The 19,367-nt window shown below is 71.3% G+C and carries 19 protein-coding genes, 1 tRNA gene and 2 pseudogenes; 14 read left to right on the top strand and 8 right to left on the bottom strand.

Going from position 1 to position 19,367, the window contains the following annotated elements:
• Positions 1 to 220: 220 nt before the first annotated feature.
• Positions 221 to 1,834, top strand: a complete 1,614-nt coding sequence (locus ACZ6NC_RS19670) for a peptide chain release factor 3 (RefSeq protein WP_465734384.1) — start codon at positions 221 to 223, stop codon at positions 1,832 to 1,834.
• A gap of 121 nt (positions 1,835 to 1,955) precedes the next feature.
• Here ACZ6NC_RS19670 and ACZ6NC_RS19675 read toward each other — a convergent pair whose 3' ends face one another.
• Together ACZ6NC_RS19675 and ACZ6NC_RS19680 are read right to left on the bottom strand one after the other, a co-directional pair.
• Positions 1,956 to 2,213, bottom strand: coding sequence for an integrase core domain-containing protein (locus ACZ6NC_RS19675; protein WP_465734386.1), 258 nt, complete (start codon positions 2,211 to 2,213; stop codon positions 1,956 to 1,958).
• 153 nt (positions 2,214 to 2,366) lie between these two features.
• A tRNA-Met gene (locus tag ACZ6NC_RS19680) sits at positions 2,367 to 2,440 on the bottom strand.
• Between the two features lie 196 nt (positions 2,441 to 2,636).
• On the opposite strand from ACZ6NC_RS19680, the gene ACZ6NC_RS19685 reads away from it, so the two are divergent.
• The gene (locus ACZ6NC_RS19685; RefSeq protein ID WP_465734388.1) at positions 2,637 to 2,780 is read left to right on the top strand and encodes a hypothetical protein; all 144 of its coding nucleotides are present in this window, start codon (positions 2,637 to 2,639) and stop codon (positions 2,778 to 2,780) included.
• Positions 2,781 to 3,328: 548 nt separating this feature from the next.
• Here ACZ6NC_RS19685 and ACZ6NC_RS19690 read toward each other — a convergent pair.
• Positions 3,329 to 4,084: pseudogene (locus tag ACZ6NC_RS19690) on the bottom strand (tyrosine-type recombinase/integrase); the annotation flags it as partial.
• 91 nt (positions 4,085 to 4,175) lie between these two features.
• On the opposite strand from ACZ6NC_RS19690, the gene ACZ6NC_RS19695 reads away from it, so the two are divergent.
• The 5 genes from ACZ6NC_RS19695 (at position 4,176) to ACZ6NC_RS19715 (ending at position 7,557) form a co-directional block, all read left to right on the top strand.
• Complete coding sequence (locus ACZ6NC_RS19695) at positions 4,176 to 4,490, top strand: MmyB family transcriptional regulator (RefSeq protein ID WP_465734390.1); 315 nt, start codon at positions 4,176 to 4,178, stop codon at positions 4,488 to 4,490.
• A gap of 311 nt (positions 4,491 to 4,801) precedes the next feature.
• Positions 4,802 to 5,560 (top strand): sigma-70 family RNA polymerase sigma factor, encoded by a 759-nt coding sequence (locus ACZ6NC_RS19700; protein ID WP_465734392.1) that lies wholly within the window; start codon positions 4,802 to 4,804, stop codon positions 5,558 to 5,560.
• A 241-nt stretch (positions 5,561 to 5,801) separates the two neighbouring features.
• Positions 5,802 to 6,584 carry an SDR family oxidoreductase gene (locus ACZ6NC_RS19705; protein ID WP_465734394.1) on the top strand — a complete coding sequence of 261 codons (783 nt, stop codon included), beginning with the start codon at positions 5,802 to 5,804 and terminating at the stop codon, positions 6,582 to 6,584.
• Complete coding sequence (locus tag ACZ6NC_RS19710; protein ID WP_465734396.1) at positions 6,581 to 6,994, top strand: hypothetical protein; 414 nt, start codon at positions 6,581 to 6,583, stop codon at positions 6,992 to 6,994. Before ACZ6NC_RS19705 ends, ACZ6NC_RS19710 begins: the two co-directional genes overlap by 4 nt.
• Positions 6,995 to 7,329: 335 nt before the next feature.
• The gene (locus tag ACZ6NC_RS19715) at positions 7,330 to 7,557 is read left to right on the top strand and encodes a DoxX family protein (RefSeq protein WP_465734500.1); all 228 of its coding nucleotides are present in this window, start codon (positions 7,330 to 7,332) and stop codon (positions 7,555 to 7,557) included.
• 1,169 nt (positions 7,558 to 8,726) lie between these two features.
• Here the strand turns inward: ACZ6NC_RS19715 and ACZ6NC_RS19720 are convergent.
• From ACZ6NC_RS19720 to ACZ6NC_RS19730, 3 genes are read right to left on the bottom strand one after another with little or no spacing between them, the layout of a single operon-like run.
• Positions 8,727 to 9,686, bottom strand: coding sequence for a pirin family protein (locus ACZ6NC_RS19720; protein ID WP_465734398.1), 960 nt, complete (start codon positions 9,684 to 9,686; stop codon positions 8,727 to 8,729).
• A complete protein-coding gene (locus tag ACZ6NC_RS19725) occupies positions 9,679 to 10,209 on the bottom strand; it encodes an OsmC family protein (RefSeq protein WP_465734400.1) in 531 nt (176 codons plus the stop codon). The genes ACZ6NC_RS19720 and ACZ6NC_RS19725 overlap by 8 nt, the downstream gene beginning before the upstream one ends.
• A gap of 8 nt (positions 10,210 to 10,217) precedes the next feature.
• Positions 10,218 to 10,523 carry a GNAT family N-acetyltransferase gene (locus ACZ6NC_RS19730; RefSeq protein WP_465734402.1) on the bottom strand — a complete coding sequence of 102 codons (306 nt, stop codon included), beginning with the start codon at positions 10,521 to 10,523 and terminating at the stop codon, positions 10,218 to 10,220.
• A gap of 644 nt (positions 10,524 to 11,167) precedes the next feature.
• Between ACZ6NC_RS19730 and ACZ6NC_RS19735 the strand changes: the two genes are divergently transcribed.
• Complete coding sequence (locus ACZ6NC_RS19735) at positions 11,168 to 11,848, top strand: TMEM175 family protein (protein ID WP_465734404.1); 681 nt, start codon at positions 11,168 to 11,170, stop codon at positions 11,846 to 11,848.
• A gap of 136 nt (positions 11,849 to 11,984) precedes the next feature.
• On the opposite strand, the gene ACZ6NC_RS19740 is transcribed toward ACZ6NC_RS19735, so the two are convergent.
• Positions 11,985 to 12,185, bottom strand: a complete 201-nt coding sequence (locus ACZ6NC_RS19740; RefSeq protein WP_465734406.1) for a zinc ribbon domain-containing protein — start codon at positions 12,183 to 12,185, stop codon at positions 11,985 to 11,987.
• A gap of 349 nt (positions 12,186 to 12,534) precedes the next feature.
• Here ACZ6NC_RS19740 and ACZ6NC_RS19745 point away from each other — a divergent pair, with 349 nt between their 5' ends.
• Positions 12,535 to 13,653 carry a M23 family metallopeptidase gene (locus ACZ6NC_RS19745; protein ID WP_465734408.1) on the top strand — a complete coding sequence of 373 codons (1,119 nt, stop codon included), beginning with the start codon at positions 12,535 to 12,537 and terminating at the stop codon, positions 13,651 to 13,653.
• Between the two features lie 169 nt (positions 13,654 to 13,822).
• A pseudogene (locus tag ACZ6NC_RS19750) lies at positions 13,823 to 14,008 on the top strand (ribulose-phosphate 3-epimerase); the annotation flags it as partial.
• A 68-nt stretch (positions 14,009 to 14,076) separates the two neighbouring features.
• Here ACZ6NC_RS19750 and ACZ6NC_RS19755 read toward each other — a convergent pair.
• Positions 14,077 to 14,532, bottom strand: a complete 456-nt coding sequence (locus tag ACZ6NC_RS19755) for an SsgA family sporulation/cell division regulator (RefSeq protein ID WP_465734410.1) — start codon at positions 14,530 to 14,532, stop codon at positions 14,077 to 14,079.
• A 562-nt stretch (positions 14,533 to 15,094) separates the two neighbouring features.
• On the opposite strand from ACZ6NC_RS19755, the gene ACZ6NC_RS19760 reads away from it, so the two are divergent.
• From ACZ6NC_RS19760 to ACZ6NC_RS19775, 4 genes are all read left to right on the top strand, one after another.
• On the top strand, positions 15,095 to 16,342 hold the full coding sequence (locus ACZ6NC_RS19760; RefSeq protein ID WP_465734412.1) for a PucR family transcriptional regulator: 1,248 nt from the start codon (positions 15,095 to 15,097) through the stop codon (positions 16,340 to 16,342).
• Between the two features lie 181 nt (positions 16,343 to 16,523).
• On the top strand, positions 16,524 to 17,354 hold the full coding sequence (locus ACZ6NC_RS19765; RefSeq protein ID WP_465734414.1) for an alpha/beta fold hydrolase: 831 nt from the start codon (positions 16,524 to 16,526) through the stop codon (positions 17,352 to 17,354).
• 115 nt (positions 17,355 to 17,469) lie between these two features.
• Entirely contained in the window at positions 17,470 to 18,318 is an 849-nt protein-coding gene (locus ACZ6NC_RS19770; RefSeq protein WP_465734416.1) for a helix-turn-helix domain-containing protein, read from the top strand.
• Between the two features lie 123 nt (positions 18,319 to 18,441).
• Positions 18,442 to 19,200 (top strand): alpha/beta fold hydrolase, encoded by a 759-nt coding sequence (locus ACZ6NC_RS19775; protein WP_465734418.1) that lies wholly within the window; start codon positions 18,442 to 18,444, stop codon positions 19,198 to 19,200.
• Positions 19,201 to 19,367: the final 167 nt, after the last annotated feature.

Consider the following 19,367-nt stretch of genomic DNA (forward strand, 5'->3'; position numbering starts at 1 on the left):
ACCCACCCCCCCCCCCCCCCCCCCCCCCTCCCCCCCCCCCCCCCCCCCCCCCCCCCCCCCCCCCCCCCCCCCCCCCCCCCCCCCCCGGCAAACGGGAATTTCGGGGTCACGCCGTCCGGCAGCCTATTATCGCTTCTTGGGCCTGCGGACCTGATCCCCGGCTCACCAGGTACGGAGAGGCGTCACCCGGCCTGCTGCCGATGCGTACCCGAGGAAACCCGTGAGCACCGAACAGTCCGTCCCCGTCCCGCAGGTCCTTCATGAGGCCGGCCGCCGACGGACCTTCGCCGTGATCAGCCATCCGGACGCGGGCAAGTCCACGCTCACCGAGGCGCTGGCGCTGCACGCGCGGGCGATCACTTCTGCCGGTGCGGTGCACGCCAAGGGTGACCGACGCGGCGTGACCAGCGACTGGATGGAGTTGGAACGCGAGCGCGGTATCTCGGTGACCTCGGCCGCATTGCAGTTCGGCTATCGCGACCACGTGATGAACCTGGTCGACACCCCCGGCCACGCCGACTTCTCCGAGGATACCTACCGGGTGCTGGCCGCCGTCGACTGCGCGATCATGCTGGTCGACGCGGCCAAGGGCCTGGAGGAGCAGACCCGCAAGCTTTTCGCGGTCTGCCGCCATCGCGGCGTCCCCGTGATCACCTTCATCAACAAGTGGGACCGGCGCGGCCGGGATGCACTCACCCTGCTCGAGGACATCGAGACGCACCTCGGGATCACCCCCGTCCCGGTCGTCTGGCCGGTCGGCAACGCCGGCAACCTGCGCGGCCTGGTCGAAGCGGGGAACACCGAGCAGATGCTGCGCTACACCAAGGTGCCGGCCGGCACGCACGCCGCCCTCGAGGAGCAGCTCACCTCCGAGAAGGCCGCCGAGCAGGAGGGCGAAGCCTGGACGACCGCGCTGGAGGAACTGGAGCTGGTGCTCTCCTCCGGCCCTGGCTACGACCAGGAGGCCTTCGAGGCCGGCAAGATCAGCCCGGTCTTCTTCGGCGCCGCGCTGACCAACATCGGTGTGAAGCCCCTGCTGGACGCCGTGGTCGACCTCGCTCCGGCTCCCGGGCCCCGCCCGCTGGCCAAGGGCGGCAGCCGCGAGGTCGGCGAGGAGTTCTCCGGTCTGGTGTTCAAGATCCAGGCGAACATGGACCCGGCCCATCGCGACCGGATCGCCTTCGTCCGAGTCTGCTCCGGTGTCTTCGAGCGCGGCATGCACGTCACCCGCGCGGCCAGCGGCCGCTCCTTCGCAACCAAGTACGCACACACCGTCTTCGGGGCCGAGCGCACCGTGGTCGACACCGCGTACCCCGGCGACGTGGTCGGCCTGATCAACGCGAGCGCGCTGCGGGTCGGCGACACCCTCTACACCGGCAAGAAGGCCGAATTTCCCCCGCTGCCCGCCTTCGCCCCCGAGTACTTCGCGGTGGCACGGCCCAAGGACATCAGCCGTTCCAAGCAGTTCCGCAAGGGCGTCGCCCAACTCGATGAGGAAGGCGTGATCCAGGTGCTGGTCTCCGACCGGCGTGGCGACCAGTCGCCGGTCATGGCTGCGGTCGGCCCGATGCAGTTCGACGTGATCCTGCACCGGATGGAGCACGAGTTCTCTTCCCCGATCACCCTCGACCAGCTCTCCTACCGCTTGGCCCGGATCACCGACGCCGACGGCGCCGCAGCCCTGGCCAAAGCCCGCCTGACCAACGGCGAGGTGCTCACCCGCCGCTCGGACGACGTTCTGCTGGCCTTGTTCGCCGACAAGTGGCACCTGAACGCCTTCCAGCGCACCCAACCCGACATCCTGCTAAAGCCGCTGATCGCCACGGCGGACTGATCGCAGACCTCTCGGCACGGCGGCGCGGCTTGGCACGGCGGACGGCGCCTGATGCGGCCCCTGCCGGGGGTCTTCCGGCGCGCGCCGCCCCTGTGGCTGCCGATGAGTTAGTCCGTGCAGGTCATGCGGCATGTCGGTACGCGTGGAGGGTGCCGCCGAGACGGTCGCGTCCGCGGACGTCCAGCCGGGCGATCCGCCCGGGATCGGCGATCGGGACGGGCCGTGGTGTCAGTGACGTGTCCTGGTGGAGTGCCTGATGTGGGCGGTGGGTGTTGTAGTGGTCCTCGAACTCCCACAGTGCATGCAGGAGATGGCGCTGGTTCCAGATCAGCGTCCCGTCGAGGAGTTCGCGTCGGCATGTGAGTGCCCAGCGTTCCATTAACGGGGACATTACGGACAAAATGCCAGGATGATCACACGGCCCGCTCACCGCTGACGAATTGAGGTCGACACCGCCGCCGACTGCTGACCGAACCAAAACGAAGGCCGGGCCCGACGCACACAGTGCGACGGGCCCGGCCTTGTTGCGTAGTAGCGGGGACAGGATTTGAACCTGCGACCTCTGGGTTATGAGCCCAGCGAGCTACCGAGCTGCTCCACCCCGCGTCGGTGACACCGACTCTACGGCACAGCCGACACAGAACGAAATCTCATTTCCGCCGCCGCCGAGAAAACGCCTGCAGCAGGTGGCTGCGGCGGCCCAGGAGACAAGTGACCTTACCGAGCTCGCACACGCTTTCCACGCTGGACGAGTATAGGTAGGCGTGTCGACGCGGACGTGCAGTGTTGAAGCCGCAGGCAGATGCCGGGCAGGAGCGGAGCCGACTACGACCTCGCCGGCGGAGCGATCCGGGGCTGTCTCGCCGCCGAGCCCCGGCTGCGCGGCGATGGCCCCTGGACCGCCGTCGACGACCACGGCGGGCTGACGCTCTGGAAGCTTGGCTGATCTGCCCGTAGCGCGCCCGGCGCCACTCGAAGCCGCTGGGGCGATCGGACGCGAAATGTGGTTCTTCCCGCCGGCTCCCGGAAACCGAACAACAGAGGGGTGTCAATCCAGGCGGACATTGACAGGAGGACCTGAGAGGTGAGTGGCGAGAACCTCGAGGATGGGCGATGGTCACGAAACCGCGATCAAGTCGGCTACAGGTGAATGTTGATCGGAGCCACCGAAATTTTCGACGTGTCGTTCTCTGGCCGTCCTCGGGCAGGCGGAAATTAGCTGGACGCGAGTAGGCCGTGCCGGAAAGGCCTTGGCAGGGCGAAGACATAGGTGCTCAGACTGGTGGAGTGAGTCGTACAAGGCAGTTGTGAGGCAAGTCACTCTCGAAGCTCCAGTCGTCGGCCACCTCTCACGCGCCTCTCACGGATTGGGTGTCACGAGGTGCCAGCAGACGCCATGCGGCCTGGACGTGAAAGGCCCTGACCTGCGGATTCTGGACTGATCGGACGGACCGTCACGACCTTTCGACCGCTGGGGGTCAAGGGGTCGCAGGTTCAAATCCTGTCGTCCCGACAGTGATGTCGGAGCCCCGCTGACTGGACGGAAGTCCAGGCCAGCGGGGCTTTTGCCGTTTCCGAGGCAGGGTCAGCGCACGAGCCGCAGGTGACGGCCGGGGAGTCCGGCGGGACCAGTTCGGGACCAGGCGCCTGGCGGGGCCCGCTCAGGTGCGCGCTCAGCGCCTCGCCGGCCAGCTCGATCGAGCGCCGGTCGGGGTGCAGGTAGCGCTGCGTCGTCGTGAGCGATCCGTGCCCGGCGATCTTTCGCAGGACGTGCAACGGCACACCTGCGTCGGCCGTCTACGTCAGCCCGGTGTGCCGGAGGTCGTGGCGGCGCAGGTGCTCGAAGCCGAGCGCCACCACCACCTCGTCCCAGTGCGTCGCGTCCCGCAGGACGGCGGTGGTGATCCGTCCGCCCCGCGGCCCGGTGAACAGCCGCGCCATCGGGTCCTGGTCGATCACGTCCAGGCGCCACGCCACCAGCTCCCGGATCTCCGGGATCAGCGGCACCGTCCGGCGCCGCTTGCCCTTGATCCCCTTGTCCATCAGGCCGCCGGGCGCGGTCGTGGTCTGCCGGCACAGGTCCCACGTCCACCGCTTCCGGTCGAGCCGGCGCAGCGACGCCTCGCAGTCCTGCCGCATGTAGGCGGCGTCGCCGCGGACCCGGGTGGGCTCGCCCAGGCGGTTGGCGAAGCCGAACCTCGTGGCCGGCACCACCTCGTCGCGACGCCCGGCGACCGCCCGTCCTATCAGCGGCCGAGCCCGGTCTGGCGCTGGTTCTATCGACCCCGTCCAGCGCACCGCGTACCCGGTCGACGAGCATGACCACTACAGCCGCCTGCACGTGGCCGACCTGCGGGCGGCGGTGGGCCGGCGCGCGGGCGACCCCGCAGTGACGCGCCTGGTGGAGCGGCTGCGCGAGGCCAGCGCGGAGTTCGCCGGCCTGGGGGAACTGCACGAGGTCGCGGTGCGCAGGGCATCGCGCATGCGCATTGTGCACCCGCTGATCGGCCCGGCCGACTTGGACTGCCAGGTGTCGTTCGCGCCGGAGGACGACCACCGTGTAGTTCTGTACACGCCGCCCATCGGGAGCGACAGCGCCGAACGCCTCGCCCTGCTCAACGTTGTGGGCACCGGCCAGTTCTCCGCGACCGGCTGACGTGCCAGTCGACTGTGCGGGTCGGCCGGGGCTCCCGACCACGCTCGGTCGGCTTCCGGCCGCATCCGCGTCGAACTGCGAGCCCTTTCCGACGGTGAAGCCGCTGGTCCAAGTGAACGGTGACCGTCTCGAGCGGAGCGTGGGCGAACGACCTGGAGAGGCGGCGATCGATGGGTCCTCGGCCCACGAGGAAGACCGCAGTGACTCCCGAAGTCGACCGGCCCCGTGCCGCCCTGGCCGCGGCAGAGGCCGACCTCTGTGGACGCCCGTTCGTGCCCCCCCCGTCCGAGGGTCGGGGTCGGGGCCGGTAGATGATGTTCGCCGTGACACCTGATGCGGTTGAGGAGTTCGAACGATCCCGTTCACATCTGTTCGGCCTGGCCTACCGGTTGCTCGGTTCGGCCGTGGAGGCGGAGGACGTCGTGCAGGAAGCCTTCCTGCGCTGGCATCGCGTGGAGGCCGGAACTGTAGTCTCGGCTCCTGCGTGGCTGGCCAAGGTGGCCACCAACTTGTGCCTGAACCGGCTGACCTCGGCCCGGGCGCGACGGGAGAGCTACGTCGGGTCGTGGCTGCCGGAACCCGTTCCGACGGCCGACGGAGCCCTCGGTCCGCTGGACACCGCGGAGCGACGCAACTCCGTATCGATGGCGCTCCTGGTGTTGTTGGAGCGGCTCAACCCGGTGGAACGCGCGGTGTTCGTACTGCGCGAGGCGTTCGACTACAGCCACCGGGAGGTCGCCGGGATCCTGGAGGTGTCCGAGGCGAACAGCCGACAGCTGCACCGGCGTGCCCGCCTGCGCCTCGGCGACGTTGCCGACGGGCCCGATCAGCGCGCCGACCGACTCGACCGCAGCTGCCGAACGGACCTGGTGGCGCGGTTCTTGGCCGCCGCGGAGGAGGGAGACCTGCGCGGTCTTGAGGAGCTGCTGGCAGCGGATGTGACCGTGTGGGTGGACGGTGGCGGCCGGGTCGGCGCCGCTCGACGCCCCGTCATTGGCGTCTCCCGCGTGGCGCGCTACCTGATGGGAGCCTTGGAGACGGCCGCGCGGCCAATCCGGCTCGTGGCGTAGAGGTCAACGGCGAGCCCGCCGGTCTCGCGCTGGCGGGTACCCAGTTGGTAGGCGTGCTGGTGGCGGAGACGGCGGGCGGCCGGATCAGCCGCGTTCACGTCGTCGCCAATCCCGACAAGCTGCAGTTCGCGGCCCGGCTGTCACATTCGGAAGCGCCGTCCGGTTCTTAATGCGTGAACCCGACAGCCGTGCGGGCCCGGCCACGTCGCCGGGGCCGCGCCTTGACGAAGGCGGCAACCCCATGACGGACCCGATCCTGGTGACGGGCAGTACCGGCAGGCACGGCCGCGCGCTCGTGCCCCGCCTCGTTGCTGCCGGACACACCGTCAGTGTGCTGAGTCGCAGCCCACAGCAAGCCCGGACGGGAGCCGGGCATGACTGGGTGACCGGCGACCTGCTGACCGGGGACGGTTTGGACGGGGCCGTCGCCGGGGCGGGTGCCGTGATCCACTGCGCCACCGGCAACGACCGCACGGACACCGAGGCCACTCGCAACCTGATCGCGGCGTTGCGGGCCGGCCGCCCGCACCTGGTCTGCGTGTCCATCGTCGGCGTCGATCGGGTGGGCCTGGCCCACTACCGCACGAAGCTGGAGTGCGAACGGCTCATGCAGAGTTCGGGTCTGTCGTGGACGGTCCAGCGTGCCACCCGGATCCACGACCTGGTCGCCTGGACGTGCTCCGTCCAGCGATGGCTGCCGGCGATCCTGATGCCCGCCGGCGTCGGCTTCCAGCCCATCGACGTCGGTGAGGTGGCGGACCGGCTCTGCTCGCTCGCCGACGCGGGTCCGCAGGGGCGGGCGGACGACATGGGCGGGCCCGAGGTACGGGCCGTCATCGAGCTGGCACCGACCTGGGCGAGGGCTCACGGTCGGTGCCGCCCCGTGCTCGCGGTACCGGCGCCTGGTGCCGCCTTCCGCGCCTACCGGGACGGGGCCCACCTCGCTCCCGAGCGCGCCGTCGGGCGGATCACCTTCGAGGAGTACCTGCCCTCCGCCGGCCTCGTCCCAGGGCGGCGTGGATGAGCGCGCGAGCCTGGCTCCGCGCGGGTCTGGCCTTCCTCGCCGCAGCACAGTCCGTCGTCGGCGGCTGGGCGCTGCTGGCCCCGCGCTCGTTCTTCGACATTCCCTGGGTGGGTATGCGGATGCCGTACAACTCCCATCTGATGATGGACTACGGCGCGATGAGCCTGGCCACCTCCGTGGCCCTGTGCGTGGGTGCCGTCACGATGCGACGGCTCGTCGTCCGTACGGCCCTTGCGGTGTACCTCGTCTTCGCCGTGCCTCATCTGCTGATCCACGTTCACCTGCTGCACCACCTTCCGGCCGGCCAACGCGTGCCGCTGCTGTCCGCGTTGGCGGCGGCGGCCGTGATCCCGCTCCTGCTGCTGGCGCTCACCGGCAGGCATTCCGACGGAGAACCGGGCCGTCCGTGAGCCGTCCTGTTCGACGAGGGCCTGCCGGGCGGGGTACCCCGAAGTGGGCCCGGGAGCGCGTACAGCGGAAGCTGATCGGCGGCTGCCCGGGCCCACCGGCGGTAGCCCGACGCCGACGGATGGAAGCCGTCCTAGGCGGGCGCGGCGAGTCAATGAGGTGTTCGGGTAAGGGCGCGGGTCCGTGAGCCGAGCCCGGCCGCACCATCTCCACCGTGAGTACCTGGGACTATCCGATGTCCACCGCATTCGTCGTCGCCACTGTCCTCACCGCCGCCTGGGGCTTCTCCGCGCTCTCCCTGCTGCCGGGCTGACTTCGTCGTGCAGCCGCTGATCGAATACGGCGTCCCCTGCGGTGGTGGACCTGGCTCGGTCTGGCAAAGGCCGCCGGCGCGGCCGGCCTGCTGACCGGCCTGGCCGTTCCCGCGATCGGCGTCGCGGCCGCAGTCGCCCTGGCGCTGTACTTCCTCGGCGCGGTCGTCACCGTGCTGCGGGCGCGCTCCTACCAGGCCGTCGCCTTCCCGGTGTCACGCTGCAGCGGCTCATCGACGCGCACCGCACCCTGATCCGTGCTGCCCACTCCCGCGGTATCAAGGCCATCGGGGCCACCCTCATGCCGTACGGGGGGTCGGACTTCTGGACGAAGGACGCCGACGGGCTCCGCCGCAGCCTCAACGAGTGGCGGTTGCCATGTTTGAACTTCTCTGGTGGCGACCATTTCGCGCAGATTTGTCCCGATTTCTGGGCTCGGATCCTCGTCTCCAGACCTCTCTAGTGATCGTTCCGGCGCGACCACCATGCGATCAGCAGAGACGGGATGTGCTCGTTGAGCTGCGGCGGCCCCTTCAGAGTGCGACAAAGACTTCCTTCGTTCGCCCGCGAGGACGGTGCGCCCCGATTATCCAGGGCTGGTCGCCGCCGTCGTATGGCGACTGCTGGAGGACGCTTTGGTCTACCTTCGTGACGTCCGGTCGGCGCCGCAATGCTGACTCCGGAAACACGCAAGCTTCGGCTAGGTCAGATCCTGTCACCGGACGTTCCGTTGGGGTTGTTCCAGGATCTGACTCTGTCCTGTTTTCGGGCCTCGTCCGGAAGTGGGAAGGCTGCATGGTGGTGCGGAATGCGGGCAGTTGCGATCCGCACTGGCCCTCCAGCGTCTGGAGGTGTCGCTGAACTCCGCGGTCCGCGATTTGTGCACGCATTGCGCATGGTCGGTTCCGGGCGAGCATCCGCTCGTCGGCTTCGCTGAAGTAGTGTCTGCGCTGACGTCGTTGAGGGCATGGGCGGACGCCGGACGCGGTAACGGAGACCTTCCGGCGAGTCGCCCGCAATGGAGCCAGGGAGCGTGAACTCGGCTACGGGCGTGTCCAGTCGCGCGGTGGACCCGGGTGCTGCGCGTGCCCCGGTGGCGGCAGGAGTGCGCCGTGGGCTGGAGCGGGCTGGAGGCAGGTAGGAGTGCGGCAACAGCGGTGATCCATGCGGCTCGGGCGTCGCCGCAAGGGCCGTGCGGAGGCGCTCGACGAGCTGGTTCGCCTTGTGGACGACTTGACCGCTCAAGCGCGTGCACTGACAGCCCCAGGCACAGCGACTCCCCTCCGCCCGGTCACTGTCGACCTCCCCCCGACCGTTCGTGACCGCGACACAGGTCGGGAGGAGGAGGACCGGCTCACCCAGTGGGACGAAATGAGGTTCACCCGTTGCCGACAGTCGGTCGTCGTGCCTGCGTGACCGCGGGTCAGCGCAGCCGGCCGCGCGGCTTCAGTGGGGTGGCGGGGAGCTCGGGGGCGGAGAGGCGGGTGCCGTCGTAGCCGTGGACGTCGCCGAAGCGGGTGGTGGTCATCCAGTCCTCGCGGGCCTGGGTGATCTCCTCGCCGGAGCGGCCGATGAAGTTCCACCACATGACGAGCTTCTCCTCGAACGGCTCGCCGCCGAGGAGGAGGACGGCGGCGTCGGTGCGGGCGAGGAGGGGGAGTTCGCGGCGGTCGGTGCCGAGGTAGAGCATGGAGCCGGGTTCGACGCGGACGCCGTCGACGTCGACGCTGCCGGACATGGCGAGGACGGCGTACTCGAAGCCGGGTTCGAGGGGGAGTTTGAGGTCGGCGCCCTCGGTGAGGGCGAGGTCGGCGCCGACGAGGGGGGTGTAGGCGGTGCCGGGGGAGGTGGCCGTGTCGAGGGTGCCGAGGATGACGGTGGCGCGCAGGCCGGGGGCGGTGACGACGGGCAGCTCGGTGTGGTGCTCGAAGGCGGGGGCGGTGTGGCGGTGGGCGTCCGGGAGGGCGACCCAGAGCTGGGCGCCTTCCAGGAAGCGGGCGTGCTCGCGCGGGGACTCCTCGGAATGGGAGATCGCCCGGCCGGAGGTCATCAGGCCCAGCTCGTAGGGGCGGACGGTCTGCAGGCTGCCGAGGCTGTCGCGGTGCAGGACCTCGCCCTGGTGGAGCCAGCTCACGGTCTGCAGCCCCATGTGGGGGTGCGGCGGGACCTGCATGCCGGGCTCGTCGGCGATGTCGTCCGGGCCGTAGTGGTCGACGAAGCACCAGGCGCCGACCATCCGGCGGCCGAGGTTGGGCAGCAGCCTGCGCACGACGGTCGAGCCGCCGAGCGCGGTCTCCCGGGGTGCGAGGAGCTCGCGTACCGGGCCTTGCGGGGTCTGCCCGCCGCGGACGGTCGGTGCCGGTGCGGGATGGAGGTCACTCATGCCGGCCGCGCCCGTCGGCGGTCGGAGTGCCGTCGTGATTGCGGGCCGGACGGCTGTGGCGTTCGACCGAGACGATCGGGGTGGAACCGCTCACCGCCCGGGTGACGGGGGTGCGGTCGGCGATGTCCAGCAGGCGGGCTCGCTGGGTGTCGTCCAGATCGCCGACCAGGTCGATGCGTCGCGTGATGCGGGCGGTGCCACCCCGTCCCTTCTCGTAGCCGAGGTGTACCCGGACGGTGTCCAGCGGCCACTGCTTGCGCTGGGCGTACATGCGCAGGGTGATGGCGGCGCAGGAGCCGAGCGCGGAGAGCAGCAACCCGACGGGCGTGGTGGCGGTATCGCCGCCGCCCACGGACTCCGGTTCGTCGGCGGAGAGCTGGTGGCGCCCGCTGCGAATGTCGACGCGGTAGTCCTCGCCGGTGCCGGTGGCGACGACGGCCGCCGACCGGACGAAGCCGTCCTCCCCGACGTGGCCGTCCTCGGTGGCGTCGTGCCCGGAGCCGGTGCCGGTCCGTTCCTGCATTGGGGCGCTCACAGGCCGAACCGCTCGTGCTGCGCGGCCGGGACCAGGTCGGCGTACTCGGGGTGCTTGGCGATCCAGCCGCGGATGAAGGGGCAGTACGGCAGGACGGTGAGGCCCTGCTCCCGGGCGGTGTCCAGGGCGTGGCGGGCCAGGTGTCCGCCGAGGCCGAGCCCGCCGAACCGCGGGTCGATCTCGGTATGGATGAAGGCGATCTCCGCTTCGTGGCGGTTGTACTCGGCGAAGCCCGCGAGCTGGTCGTCCTCGAAGATCTCGAAGCGCGAGCGTTCCTGGCTGTCCGTCACGTGGATGCCCATGGCCGTCCTTCCTTTTCTCGTCGTCGTTCGGTGGCCCGGCCGGCGCTGTTGGCCTGCGGCGCACACCGAAATATAGTTGATGCTTAAACTACAGTCCAGATCAACTCGCCCCGCCCTCGCTGGTCGGCCCCGGCCACGGTAGGCAGGCGAGCGGGAGCGGACTTTGCCGTGAGTGCACCGAGCGTGTTCAGGCGCGCGCGAAATCGGCGCGATGCCGGGGCGTGGGCCAGTGCTGCAGGTGGGTTGCTGGTCAGGTCGCGTCGACGCGCCGCTCGTACGGCGAGACTTCCCGCTCGGCGTGAGCAGAATGTGCGGCGCGGCGGGGGTATGCGCAGCCGTCGGAGGGCGAAGCCCTCCGACGGCGGTTCGCGCACAGGTCAGAACCGGGGCACGGATGGACCAACCGACTGTGACCGGCGGACGTACGGTGACGACCGGAGTCGACCTCGCCTGCCCGTGCAGCCCGGTCCATACCCCACTCGCCCCGGTAGGGCGCGCCGCGGCATCCGCCTTCCCCGGCGGAGGCCTGGTGGATGTCGACGAGCAGCGGCCGACCCGCCGAGAGCGCTCCGGTGCGCCGTCGGTGGCACAACGGGCTCCGGGCTCATCGGGTGGTGCGCTCCGGGATCGGAGGAGAGAACGACATGACGGACGACCACGGCCTCCCGCGGAGGTTCACTCGCTCCGAGACCGCCCGTGCGGAGGCGTTCAGCGACGGCGTGCTGGCCATCGCCGTGACCATCCTGGTCCTCGGGCTCACGGATCCGCCCCACGAACCCGGCGGACTCGGACGGGCCCTGCTCCGCCAGTGGCCGGTCTACCTCGGCTACCTGGCCTCCTTCAGCTATGTAGCGGTCATCTGGCTGAATCACCATCAGGCCTTCGTGCGGATCCGTGCCATGGATCGCGGGCTGCACGCGGCCAACCTCCTCCTGCTCTTCACCACGGCGGCGCTCGCCTTTCCCACCGCGGTGCTGGCGGGCGCACTGCAGAACAGCGTCTTCGACGCCGACGCTCGCGTGGCCGTCGCGCTGTACGCCGGGATCGCGGCAGGCATGTGCGGCAGCTGGATCGTGCTCTACGGCCATCTGAATCGCCGTCCGAAGCTGCTGCACCACGCCGTCGAACCCTCCTACGTCGCTCACGGCAGGCTCCGCTCGTGGGCCGGCGTGGTGGCATATCTACTCGCCGGGGCGGTCGGTGCGCTGACCGCCCCGGTCGCCGCACTCGCCGTGTTCGTCGTGCTGCCGGTCTTCTACTTCCTGACCAGCGAAGGGCTGCGGCTGCCCGGTCGCGGCCGACGGGAAGGGAATCGCCCGAGGTAGGCGGCTGATTCCGGGCATCGTACCGAGCGTCTCGTCGTGGTTCGGGCCCGGTTCCGCGACTGCGTGGTGGGGCCAGAGCCGTGCGCACGGCGCCAACTCCCGGACCCGGCAACCTTCTAGCCTCTGAGAGCTGCCATCAGGCCGGCTCTGGGACCCGTGACTCACGCCCCGCAGTCCACGCAGCCCCGCCCTTTCGGGCGATGCTGCGAGATGCGTTGTGGTGCGCGTGCATGCTGACGCCGCAGGAGCCGCACCCGAATTCGGACCGGCTCGGCCGGTTCCTCCGGTCGCTGTGGTGGCACTGGGAGCACTGCCGGCTGGTGTACGGCGGATCCACGGTTGAGAGAGCGCCGACACGCGAGGGCCCGAGGCGAGCCGGCGGGCGATGCGGCTGGGCGGGTGTAGTTCGGCACCTGACTCCGGCAGCCTCCGCCCGAAGCGGCGCGCCGCCGGGTTACATGGGCCTGCGCCTCGGCACGGGGCGTGCCGGCGTCCTTTACGGCCCCGGACCCGACGAATGAAAGAGCACAATGGCAGAGCGTGACCCTCGCAGCCGCACTGGCCGCAGCCCTCTACATCGCGGGCTCGCCACTGCCGTGCTCGCAGCCGTCATGCTGGTGGCCTCAGCGGGACCCGGATACGGGACCGGCGCGGCCAATCTGGCGCCCGGCACACAGTTCACGCCGTTGACGGCGGCAGTGCTGACCGAACCGGCGCCGTTCGACGCCACGGACGGCAGGACACACCTCTCGTACGAACTGCTCACCACGAGCGCACTGTCCAGCAGTACGCCGGTACGGCTCGACCGTGTCGACGTCCGGGACGCCCGCACCCACCAGGTCATCGGCTCGCTGAGCGGGCAGGCGCTGGGCGAGGCCGCCAATCCGGTGGGCGACCCCCTGCCGGGTGCGGACGGGTACACCCCGCCGCCCCCGGCGCCGACGCCGACCGTCATCCAGGGCTCCCAGCAGTGGATCATCTGGCTCGACCTGGCCCTCGACCGCGGTCAGCCGGCACCCGAGGTCCTCGAACACCGGCTCTCGGGTGCCATCCTGACCGCCTCCGGCCCCTCCGCGTTCGAGGAGACGGTGCAGGCCACCCCGACCGCCCGCACTGCGCCGTTGGACCTGAGCCCGCCGGTCCTCCCCGGCACCTGGTACGCCAGCGAATCGTGCTGCGGCAACACCCACCACCGGCGCGGCCTCGCCCCGATCAACGGCCGCTTCGGCGTGCCGCAGCGCCTCGCGATCGACTGGTACCGGGTCGGTGCGCAAGGGCAGGCCTGGGAAGGCGACCCCGCACAGCTCACCAGCTACCTGAGCTACCGTCAGCCGGTCGTGTCCGCGGCCGGCGGCAGAGTGGTGGAGGTCCAGGACGGACTCCCGGACAACCCGCCGCCCGTCACACCGCCCGTCCCGCCGATCGAGGACACCGTGGGCAACCACGTCACCCTGGAGGTCGCGCCGGGCCGTTACCTGCTCTACGGCCACCTGCAACCCGGCTCGCTCAACGTCCGGGAGGGCGACTGCGTCGAACCCGGCCAGGTCCTCGGGCTGATCGGCAACAGCGGCAACTCCACCACGCCGCACCTGCACTTCCAGGTGATGACCACGGCCGAGTTCTTCCCGACCGACAGCCCGCCGTTCACCTTCCGGGAGTTCCGCGTCCTCGGACAGGTCGAACCCCGGATCTGGGACGACAACTTGGGCCTGCAGCCGACCGGCGTCCTGCCGATCACGCCCTCACCGTACGAGGGCACCCACCATGCGAAGTATCCGCTCGACCGCGAGGTGCTGGACTTCTGACCGGACTCCGGTCCGGCCGACGGACGACCGCCCCGCACCATGGTGATCACGGTGCGGGGCCGGTACGAGCCGAAGTGCCAGGCTCGGGCGGCTCGGGCGGTGCAGCGGTGTGGTTCCCGGTGTTCGGCATGATGCGCGCGTTGCGGATGCCGAGTGTGTTCTGGAACTGCTGTGGCCCCAGGTGGACGGCGGCGTCGCGGCCGACACGATCGAGCGCCGCGCGGAGGCGGGCGCGGACGTGTTCGTGGCCGGCTCGGCGGTGTACGGCGCCGAGGGCCCGGCCGAGGTGGTCCGCAGCCTGCGGGAGCTCGCCGGAAAGGCGTCGGCCGACGCCTGGTGGGCCTGCGGGCACTGAGGCCCGTCCGAGCCGGCCGTCGAAGGCCCGGGGCCGGGAGCGCTGAGCCGGGGCGGCGCCGGTGGATGTCAGCGGGTCAGGCCGTCCAGTTCGGCGGTCCAGTCGATCAGGGTGTCCTCCGACCCCTGGGGGACCAGGGTGAAGCTCTCCCTGCGGAGCCAGCGCCGGACCTGCCGGGACGGGAGGTCGACGAGGACGACATTGTCGACGCCCCTGAGCATGATGCGCAGGGAGGCGCGGCCGTGGCAGGTGCAGGGCGGCCAGATGCGGACGTCGCCGAGGCCGGCGGGCTTCTGCAGACCCTCCCACAGGAGGTCGCGGGAGAACCGCCAGGTGCCGGCTTCCGCCGCGGGGCCGAGGAACTGGAGGGCGACGGCGAGCGGGTCGTCGCCGCGGTAGCCGAGGCGCACCGGGATGTCGACGCACTCGTGCTCGCCGAGGACCAGTCGGGCGTCGAGGATGACGCCGGTGCTCGTGGTCTCCGGGCGGGGCTGGGGGCTGGAGAGGGGGTGGTGGGCGGGCACGGGTTTCTCCTGGGGCGGCGTCGGAATGGGGTCGAGAGGGGCCCGAGCGGGGTCGGGTGGGGCCGTCCGATCGGGACGGGTCGCGCTGGACGGTCGGTGTACCGGTGCCGGTGGCGGCGCGACGCTCTCGCCTCGGGCCCTGGGAGCTGCCGAGGAGCAGGGGGAGGCGGAATCGCTCCTCAGGCTAGGAATCGGTATCGGCCCGGATATTCCGGCCGTGCACCGCGAGCTGACGATCCGCGCACCGTTTGCCCGGCGTGGAGGGTGGGGTGCGGGGTCCTCGTTGTCACGTCCGCCCGGTCCGGCGCTCGGGGGGCGGCGCGGCCGGTGGCCGGTCCGGTGGTCGTCGCACCGGATGGCCAGATCTCAACTTACATCCACTGCAAGCGACTTGCTTGATCGCGAAGGTCCCCGGGCGTCGCGAGCGGAGCTTCGTCCGGGCGTGCCCGCCGCCCGGGGAGACTGCCCGCCGGCCCGGGCGGACCCCGGAATCCTCGCTTTGTTGAAGGTTTGTCCATCCCGTTTCGCTCCTTGTATGAATGGCGCCGGGAGGCTTTTGATCATGCAGAGGTGGATCCAGCGCGCGCGTTCGGGAGGCGAGGCGCTGCAGACGTTGGTGGACGGCCTGGCCGAGGAGCTGGGGCGTTCCGTCGTCCTCGACGACCCGTTGGTGCGGATGATCTGCACCAGCAGGCACTTCGGCGACGAGGACCGGGTGCGCGTGCGCACCCTGCTGCAGGGCATCGCGGACGACGAGACCATCCGCTACGTGCTGTCGCAGGGCGTCGCCCGGTGGACCCGTCCGGGGGTCCTGGCGGGCCGCGACGACCTGGGGCTGCAGCCGCGCTACTGCGTCCCGATCCGCGAGCGGGGCCACATGCTGGGCATCCTCATGGTCGTGGCGGCGGGAGAGCCCCTCACCGGGGCCGAGACCGAGGCCATCGACCGGGTCGCCCAAGCCGTGGCGGTCGAGATGTACGCCGAGCACCTGGCCTCGGACGAGGACGAGCAGAGCACCCGTCGGCTGGTGAACCAGCTGGTCGGCTCGGACTCGACGCAGCGCTGCGCGGCGCAACAGCGCCTGCTGGACGACGGGCTCCTGTCGGCGGGCCCCCACGTCGTGGTGACCAGCGTGGCCGTCACCGGCCAGCGGGGGCCGTCCGGGCAGATCGCGGTGGCCCTGCGCGGCGCGCTGGAGCCGTTCCGGCAGACCCGTACGGCTCGTGGCCTGGCGGCGATCGAGCAGGACCGGGCGGTCCTGGTGCAGGTCTTCGACCGGGAACCGGCGGAAGAGGATCTGGAGCAGCAGTGCCGCGCCGTCGTCCGCTCGCTGACGACCTTCCTGGGCCCGGGGCCGGCCGCGGTGGTGGGCGTGGGCGGACGCCGGACGGCGCTCTCCGACGCGTGGATCTCCTACGACCAGGCCCGGGTGGCGGCGCGCGCGGCCCGTCGGCTGCCCCGGCTGGAGGGCATCGGCGACTGGGAGCGGCTCGGGGAGTACGCCGTGTTCCTCCAGCTGCCCGACAGCGCGCTCAACGACTCCCTTCTGCCGAAGCCGCTACGGCGTCTGCTGGACGGCGGCGGCAACTCGCGGCTGGAGGAGACCCTGCGCTGCTTCCTGGAGAACGCCGGTTCGGTGCCCAAGACCGCAGAGGTCTTGGAGCTCCACCGCACCTCGCTGTACTACCGCCTGCGCCAGATCCAGGAGATCACGGGCCTGGACCTGGACAACGGCGCGCACCGTCTGGTGCTGCACACGGGGCTGCGGCTGTGGGACCTGCTGCAGGCCCCTCCGGACGCGGCGCGCTGAAGCGCGCCGTTGCTACAGAGTGATGAAGCTTCGTCAGGCAATCTCTACGTTGGTCGGTGGCCAACGGGTTCGATGCACCGCGAGAATCCTCACTACGAGCTGCCGCTCATCCCCCCCGGCGACCTGCGGGTTCCGGACTCCCTGACCCGCAAGCCGACACGAACGGACAAGAACGAGCACCATGCACGAACTGATCACGAACGACGGTGTGCGCCTGGCCTACCGCGACAGCGGCGGCGACGGAGTCCCGCTGGTGATGCTCCACGGCTGGGGGCAGACACAGGAGATGTTCCGCCACCAGTTCGAGGGACTGGCGCCGGGCCGGCGTGTCGTGACGGTGGACTTCCGCGGCCACGGCCGCTCCGGCAAGCCGCGCCACGGCTACCGCATCGCGCGCCTGGCCCGCGACGTCCTCGGCCTGGTCGACCACCTGGGCCTGGGCGCCTTCGACGCGCTGGGCTGGTCGATGGGCGCCTCGGTGTGGTGGAGCTTCGTCGACCAGTACGGCACCGGCCGCATCCGCCGGCTCGTCCTGGTCGACCAGCCGGCCGCGGTGGCGGCGGTGCCCTGGATGACACCGGCCGAGCAGCGCGAGTCCGGCGCCATCTTCGACGTGGCGGGGCTCCTGGAACTGGGCGCCGCGCTGGCCGGCCCGGACGGCGCCGAGGTCCGCGAGGACTTCGTCCGCTCGATGTTCGGCGGTGACACCGACCCGGACCTGCTCGCCTTCGTGGCCGGGCAGATCCGGTCCACCCCGGCGTACGCGGGCGTTCCGCTGCTCTTCGACCACTGCGCCCAGGACTGGCGCGACCTCCTCGACCGCATCGACGTACCGACCCTGGTGATCGGCTGCGAGGGAAGCCACGTCGACCCCGACTCCCAGCGCTTCATCGCCGAGCGGATCCCCGGCGCCCGCCTCCACGTCTTCCCGAAGGACGTCGCGAGTTCGCACTTCCCGTTCCTGGAGAACCCCGGCGCGTTCAACGCCGTCGTGGACAAGTTCCTCTCCTGAACGCCCCGCCGCCGACGGCGCCACCACCGGGCGCCGAGCGGCGGGCAACCCTCCCCTGCACCTGAACGATTCGAACCGGTCGGAGCCTCCCGTGATCCCGTCGGGTCCCTCACCCATGCCCGAAACCGAGTACCACCAGCCTGGCCGGACCGCCCACGATGGCGGCAACGGCTGCATCGACATCCTCTCCCCACCGCCCGGGACCGACCCCGAGGACTGCGTCTACGTCGCCCTGCACGTCCGCGGCGCGGCCTCCGTCCGGCGCCACGGCGTCAGTACCGCGCTCGCCCCCGGGGACCTGCTGATCGGCACCACCGTGCACCCGGCGGGCCTGCTGCAGGACGCCGAGTGCCGGATGGTCCACTTCCGCGTCCCCTGCTTCTACCTGGGCGTCCGGCACAGCGACGTCCGGCGCACGGGCGGACTGATGGCGCGCGGGAACGAGGGCGTCGGCTCGCTCGCCTCCCAGTTCCTGCGGACCCTCGCCTCCCAGGCCCGCGCCCACCGGGCCCGGCCGGGCAACCACCTCGCCCGCAGCGTCTCCGACATCGTCGCCATCCTGGTGAGCGAGCTGCTCGAACGGGAGAGCCCGGAGCACCCGACCGGCTCGGCCGAGCTGCTGGCGCGGATCCGCGCCCACATCGAGGAGAACCTCGCCGATCCGGACCTCGCGCCCGAATCGATCGCCCGGTCGCAGCACATCTCGGTGCGCTACCTGCACAAGCTCTTCCAGCAGGACGGGATGAGCGTGGGCCAGTGGGTGCGGCGGCGACGGCTGGACGCCTGCCGTCGGGAGCTGGAGCGCCCGTCCCGCCGGCAGACCAGCGTCTCCGCCGTCGCGCACCGGTGGGGGTTCGTCAGCCACTCCCACTTCAGCCGGGCGTTCCGCGACGCCTACGGGGTCTCGCCCCGCGAGTGGCAGGCCTACGCCGCGCAGACCGACGGCCGTAGTCCGGCCTCCTGACTCCTCCACCCCGGCGCCGTCGATGCCACGGTTCCGCCGGCCGACGCCATGTCCCGCCGGCCGGCGACACGGTCTGCCCGTCGGCCGGCGCGTCCCGCCGTCGGCGCCATCCGAAAGGCAGCCATGCACTCTACCCGGCCCACCGTCGTGCTCGTCCACGACGGCTGCTCCGACGCGACCATCTGGTTCGGCGTCATCGCCGAACTCCACAGACGCGGCCTGACGGTCCTCGCCGTCGCGAATCCGCTGCGCGGACTGGCCCACGACGCCGCCTACCTGGCCTCCGTCGTCGCGGGCATCGACGGCCCCGTCGTCCTGGTCGGTCACTCCTACGGGGGTGCCGTGATCACGGAGGCCGGCGCCGCCCCCAACGTCCTCGCGCTGGTCTACGTGGCCGCCTACCTCCCCGACGTGGGGGAGAGCCACGACGCGCTCGCGAGTCGCTTCGATCCCTCGCCACTCATCCCGCGGCTGCGGCGGTCGGAGTTCACCACCGGGGGCACCGACCGGGCGACGGAGCTCACCGTGCCCGCAGACTGCTTCCAGCCGCTCGTCGCCGCCGACCTCGACGCGGAGGTGGCCCAGGTGCTGGCCGCGCTCCAGCGCCCCGTCGCCGAGCGGGTGCTCACCGACGCGCCGACGGTGGCGGCCTGGCGCACCACGCCCTCGTGGGCCCTGGTGACGGGGGCCGATCGGGCGCTGCCCCCGGCGGTCCAGCGCTTCACGGCCCGGCGCGCCGGTGCGACCGTCCTCGAACTGCCCGACGCCTCCCACGCGGTGGCCGTCTCCCGCCCGACCACGGTCGCGGAGCTCGTCCAGGACGCCGCCAGGTCGGTTGCGTACGGCGGGGGACGCGCCCCGGGTCACGGGAACGGAGCCTGACGGGCGGTGAGACGGACTGTGCACCGCCCGGGTGCGGGCCGACGGACGTGCGGGTGGGGGGGCGGGGGGGGCGCCGGCCCGGCGGCCCGCCGAAGAGGGGGTCCCACGGGGCGAAGGTTGGGGGGGGCCCCCAAGGGGGGGCACGGGGGGGGCGGACCCCTCGGAGT

This window comes from Kitasatospora sp. NPDC041988 (assembly GCF_055588525.1).

Excerpts from the sequence above, each read along its gene's own strand:
- ACZ6NC_RS19730 (WP_465734402.1), bottom strand. The coding sequence starts at position 10,523 with ATGGGCATCCACGTGACGGACAGCCAGGAACGCTCGCGCTTCGAGATC.
- ACZ6NC_RS19710 (WP_465734396.1), top strand. The coding sequence starts at position 6,581 with ATGAGCGCGCGAGCCTGGCTCCGCGCGGGTCTGGCCTTCCTCGCCGCA.
- ACZ6NC_RS19775 (WP_465734418.1), top strand. The coding sequence starts at position 18,442 with ATGCACTCTACCCGGCCCACCGTCGTGCTCGTCCACGACGGCTGCTCC.
- ACZ6NC_RS19770 (WP_465734416.1), top strand. The coding sequence starts at position 17,470 with ATGCCCGAAACCGAGTACCACCAGCCTGGCCGGACCGCCCACGATGGC.
- ACZ6NC_RS19700 (WP_465734392.1), top strand. The coding sequence starts at position 4,802 with ATGATGTTCGCCGTGACACCTGATGCGGTTGAGGAGTTCGAACGATCC.
- ACZ6NC_RS19705 (WP_465734394.1), top strand. The coding sequence starts at position 5,802 with ATGACGGACCCGATCCTGGTGACGGGCAGTACCGGCAGGCACGGCCGC.
- ACZ6NC_RS19760 (WP_465734412.1), top strand. The coding sequence starts at position 15,095 with ATGCAGAGGTGGATCCAGCGCGCGCGTTCGGGAGGCGAGGCGCTGCAG.
- ACZ6NC_RS19765 (WP_465734414.1), top strand. The coding sequence starts at position 16,524 with ATGCACGAACTGATCACGAACGACGGTGTGCGCCTGGCCTACCGCGAC.
- ACZ6NC_RS19720 (WP_465734398.1), bottom strand. The coding sequence starts at position 9,686 with ATGAGTGACCTCCATCCCGCACCGGCACCGACCGTCCGCGGCGGGCAG.
- ACZ6NC_RS19685 (WP_465734388.1), top strand. The coding sequence starts at position 2,637 with ATGCCGGGCAGGAGCGGAGCCGACTACGACCTCGCCGGCGGAGCGATC.
- ACZ6NC_RS19735 (WP_465734404.1), top strand. The coding sequence starts at position 11,168 with ATGACGGACGACCACGGCCTCCCGCGGAGGTTCACTCGCTCCGAGACC.
- ACZ6NC_RS19675 (WP_465734386.1), bottom strand. The coding sequence starts at position 2,213 with ATGGAACGCTGGGCACTCACATGCCGACGCGAACTCCTCGACGGGACG.
- ACZ6NC_RS19725 (WP_465734400.1), bottom strand. The coding sequence starts at position 10,209 with ATGCAGGAACGGACCGGCACCGGCTCCGGGCACGACGCCACCGAGGAC.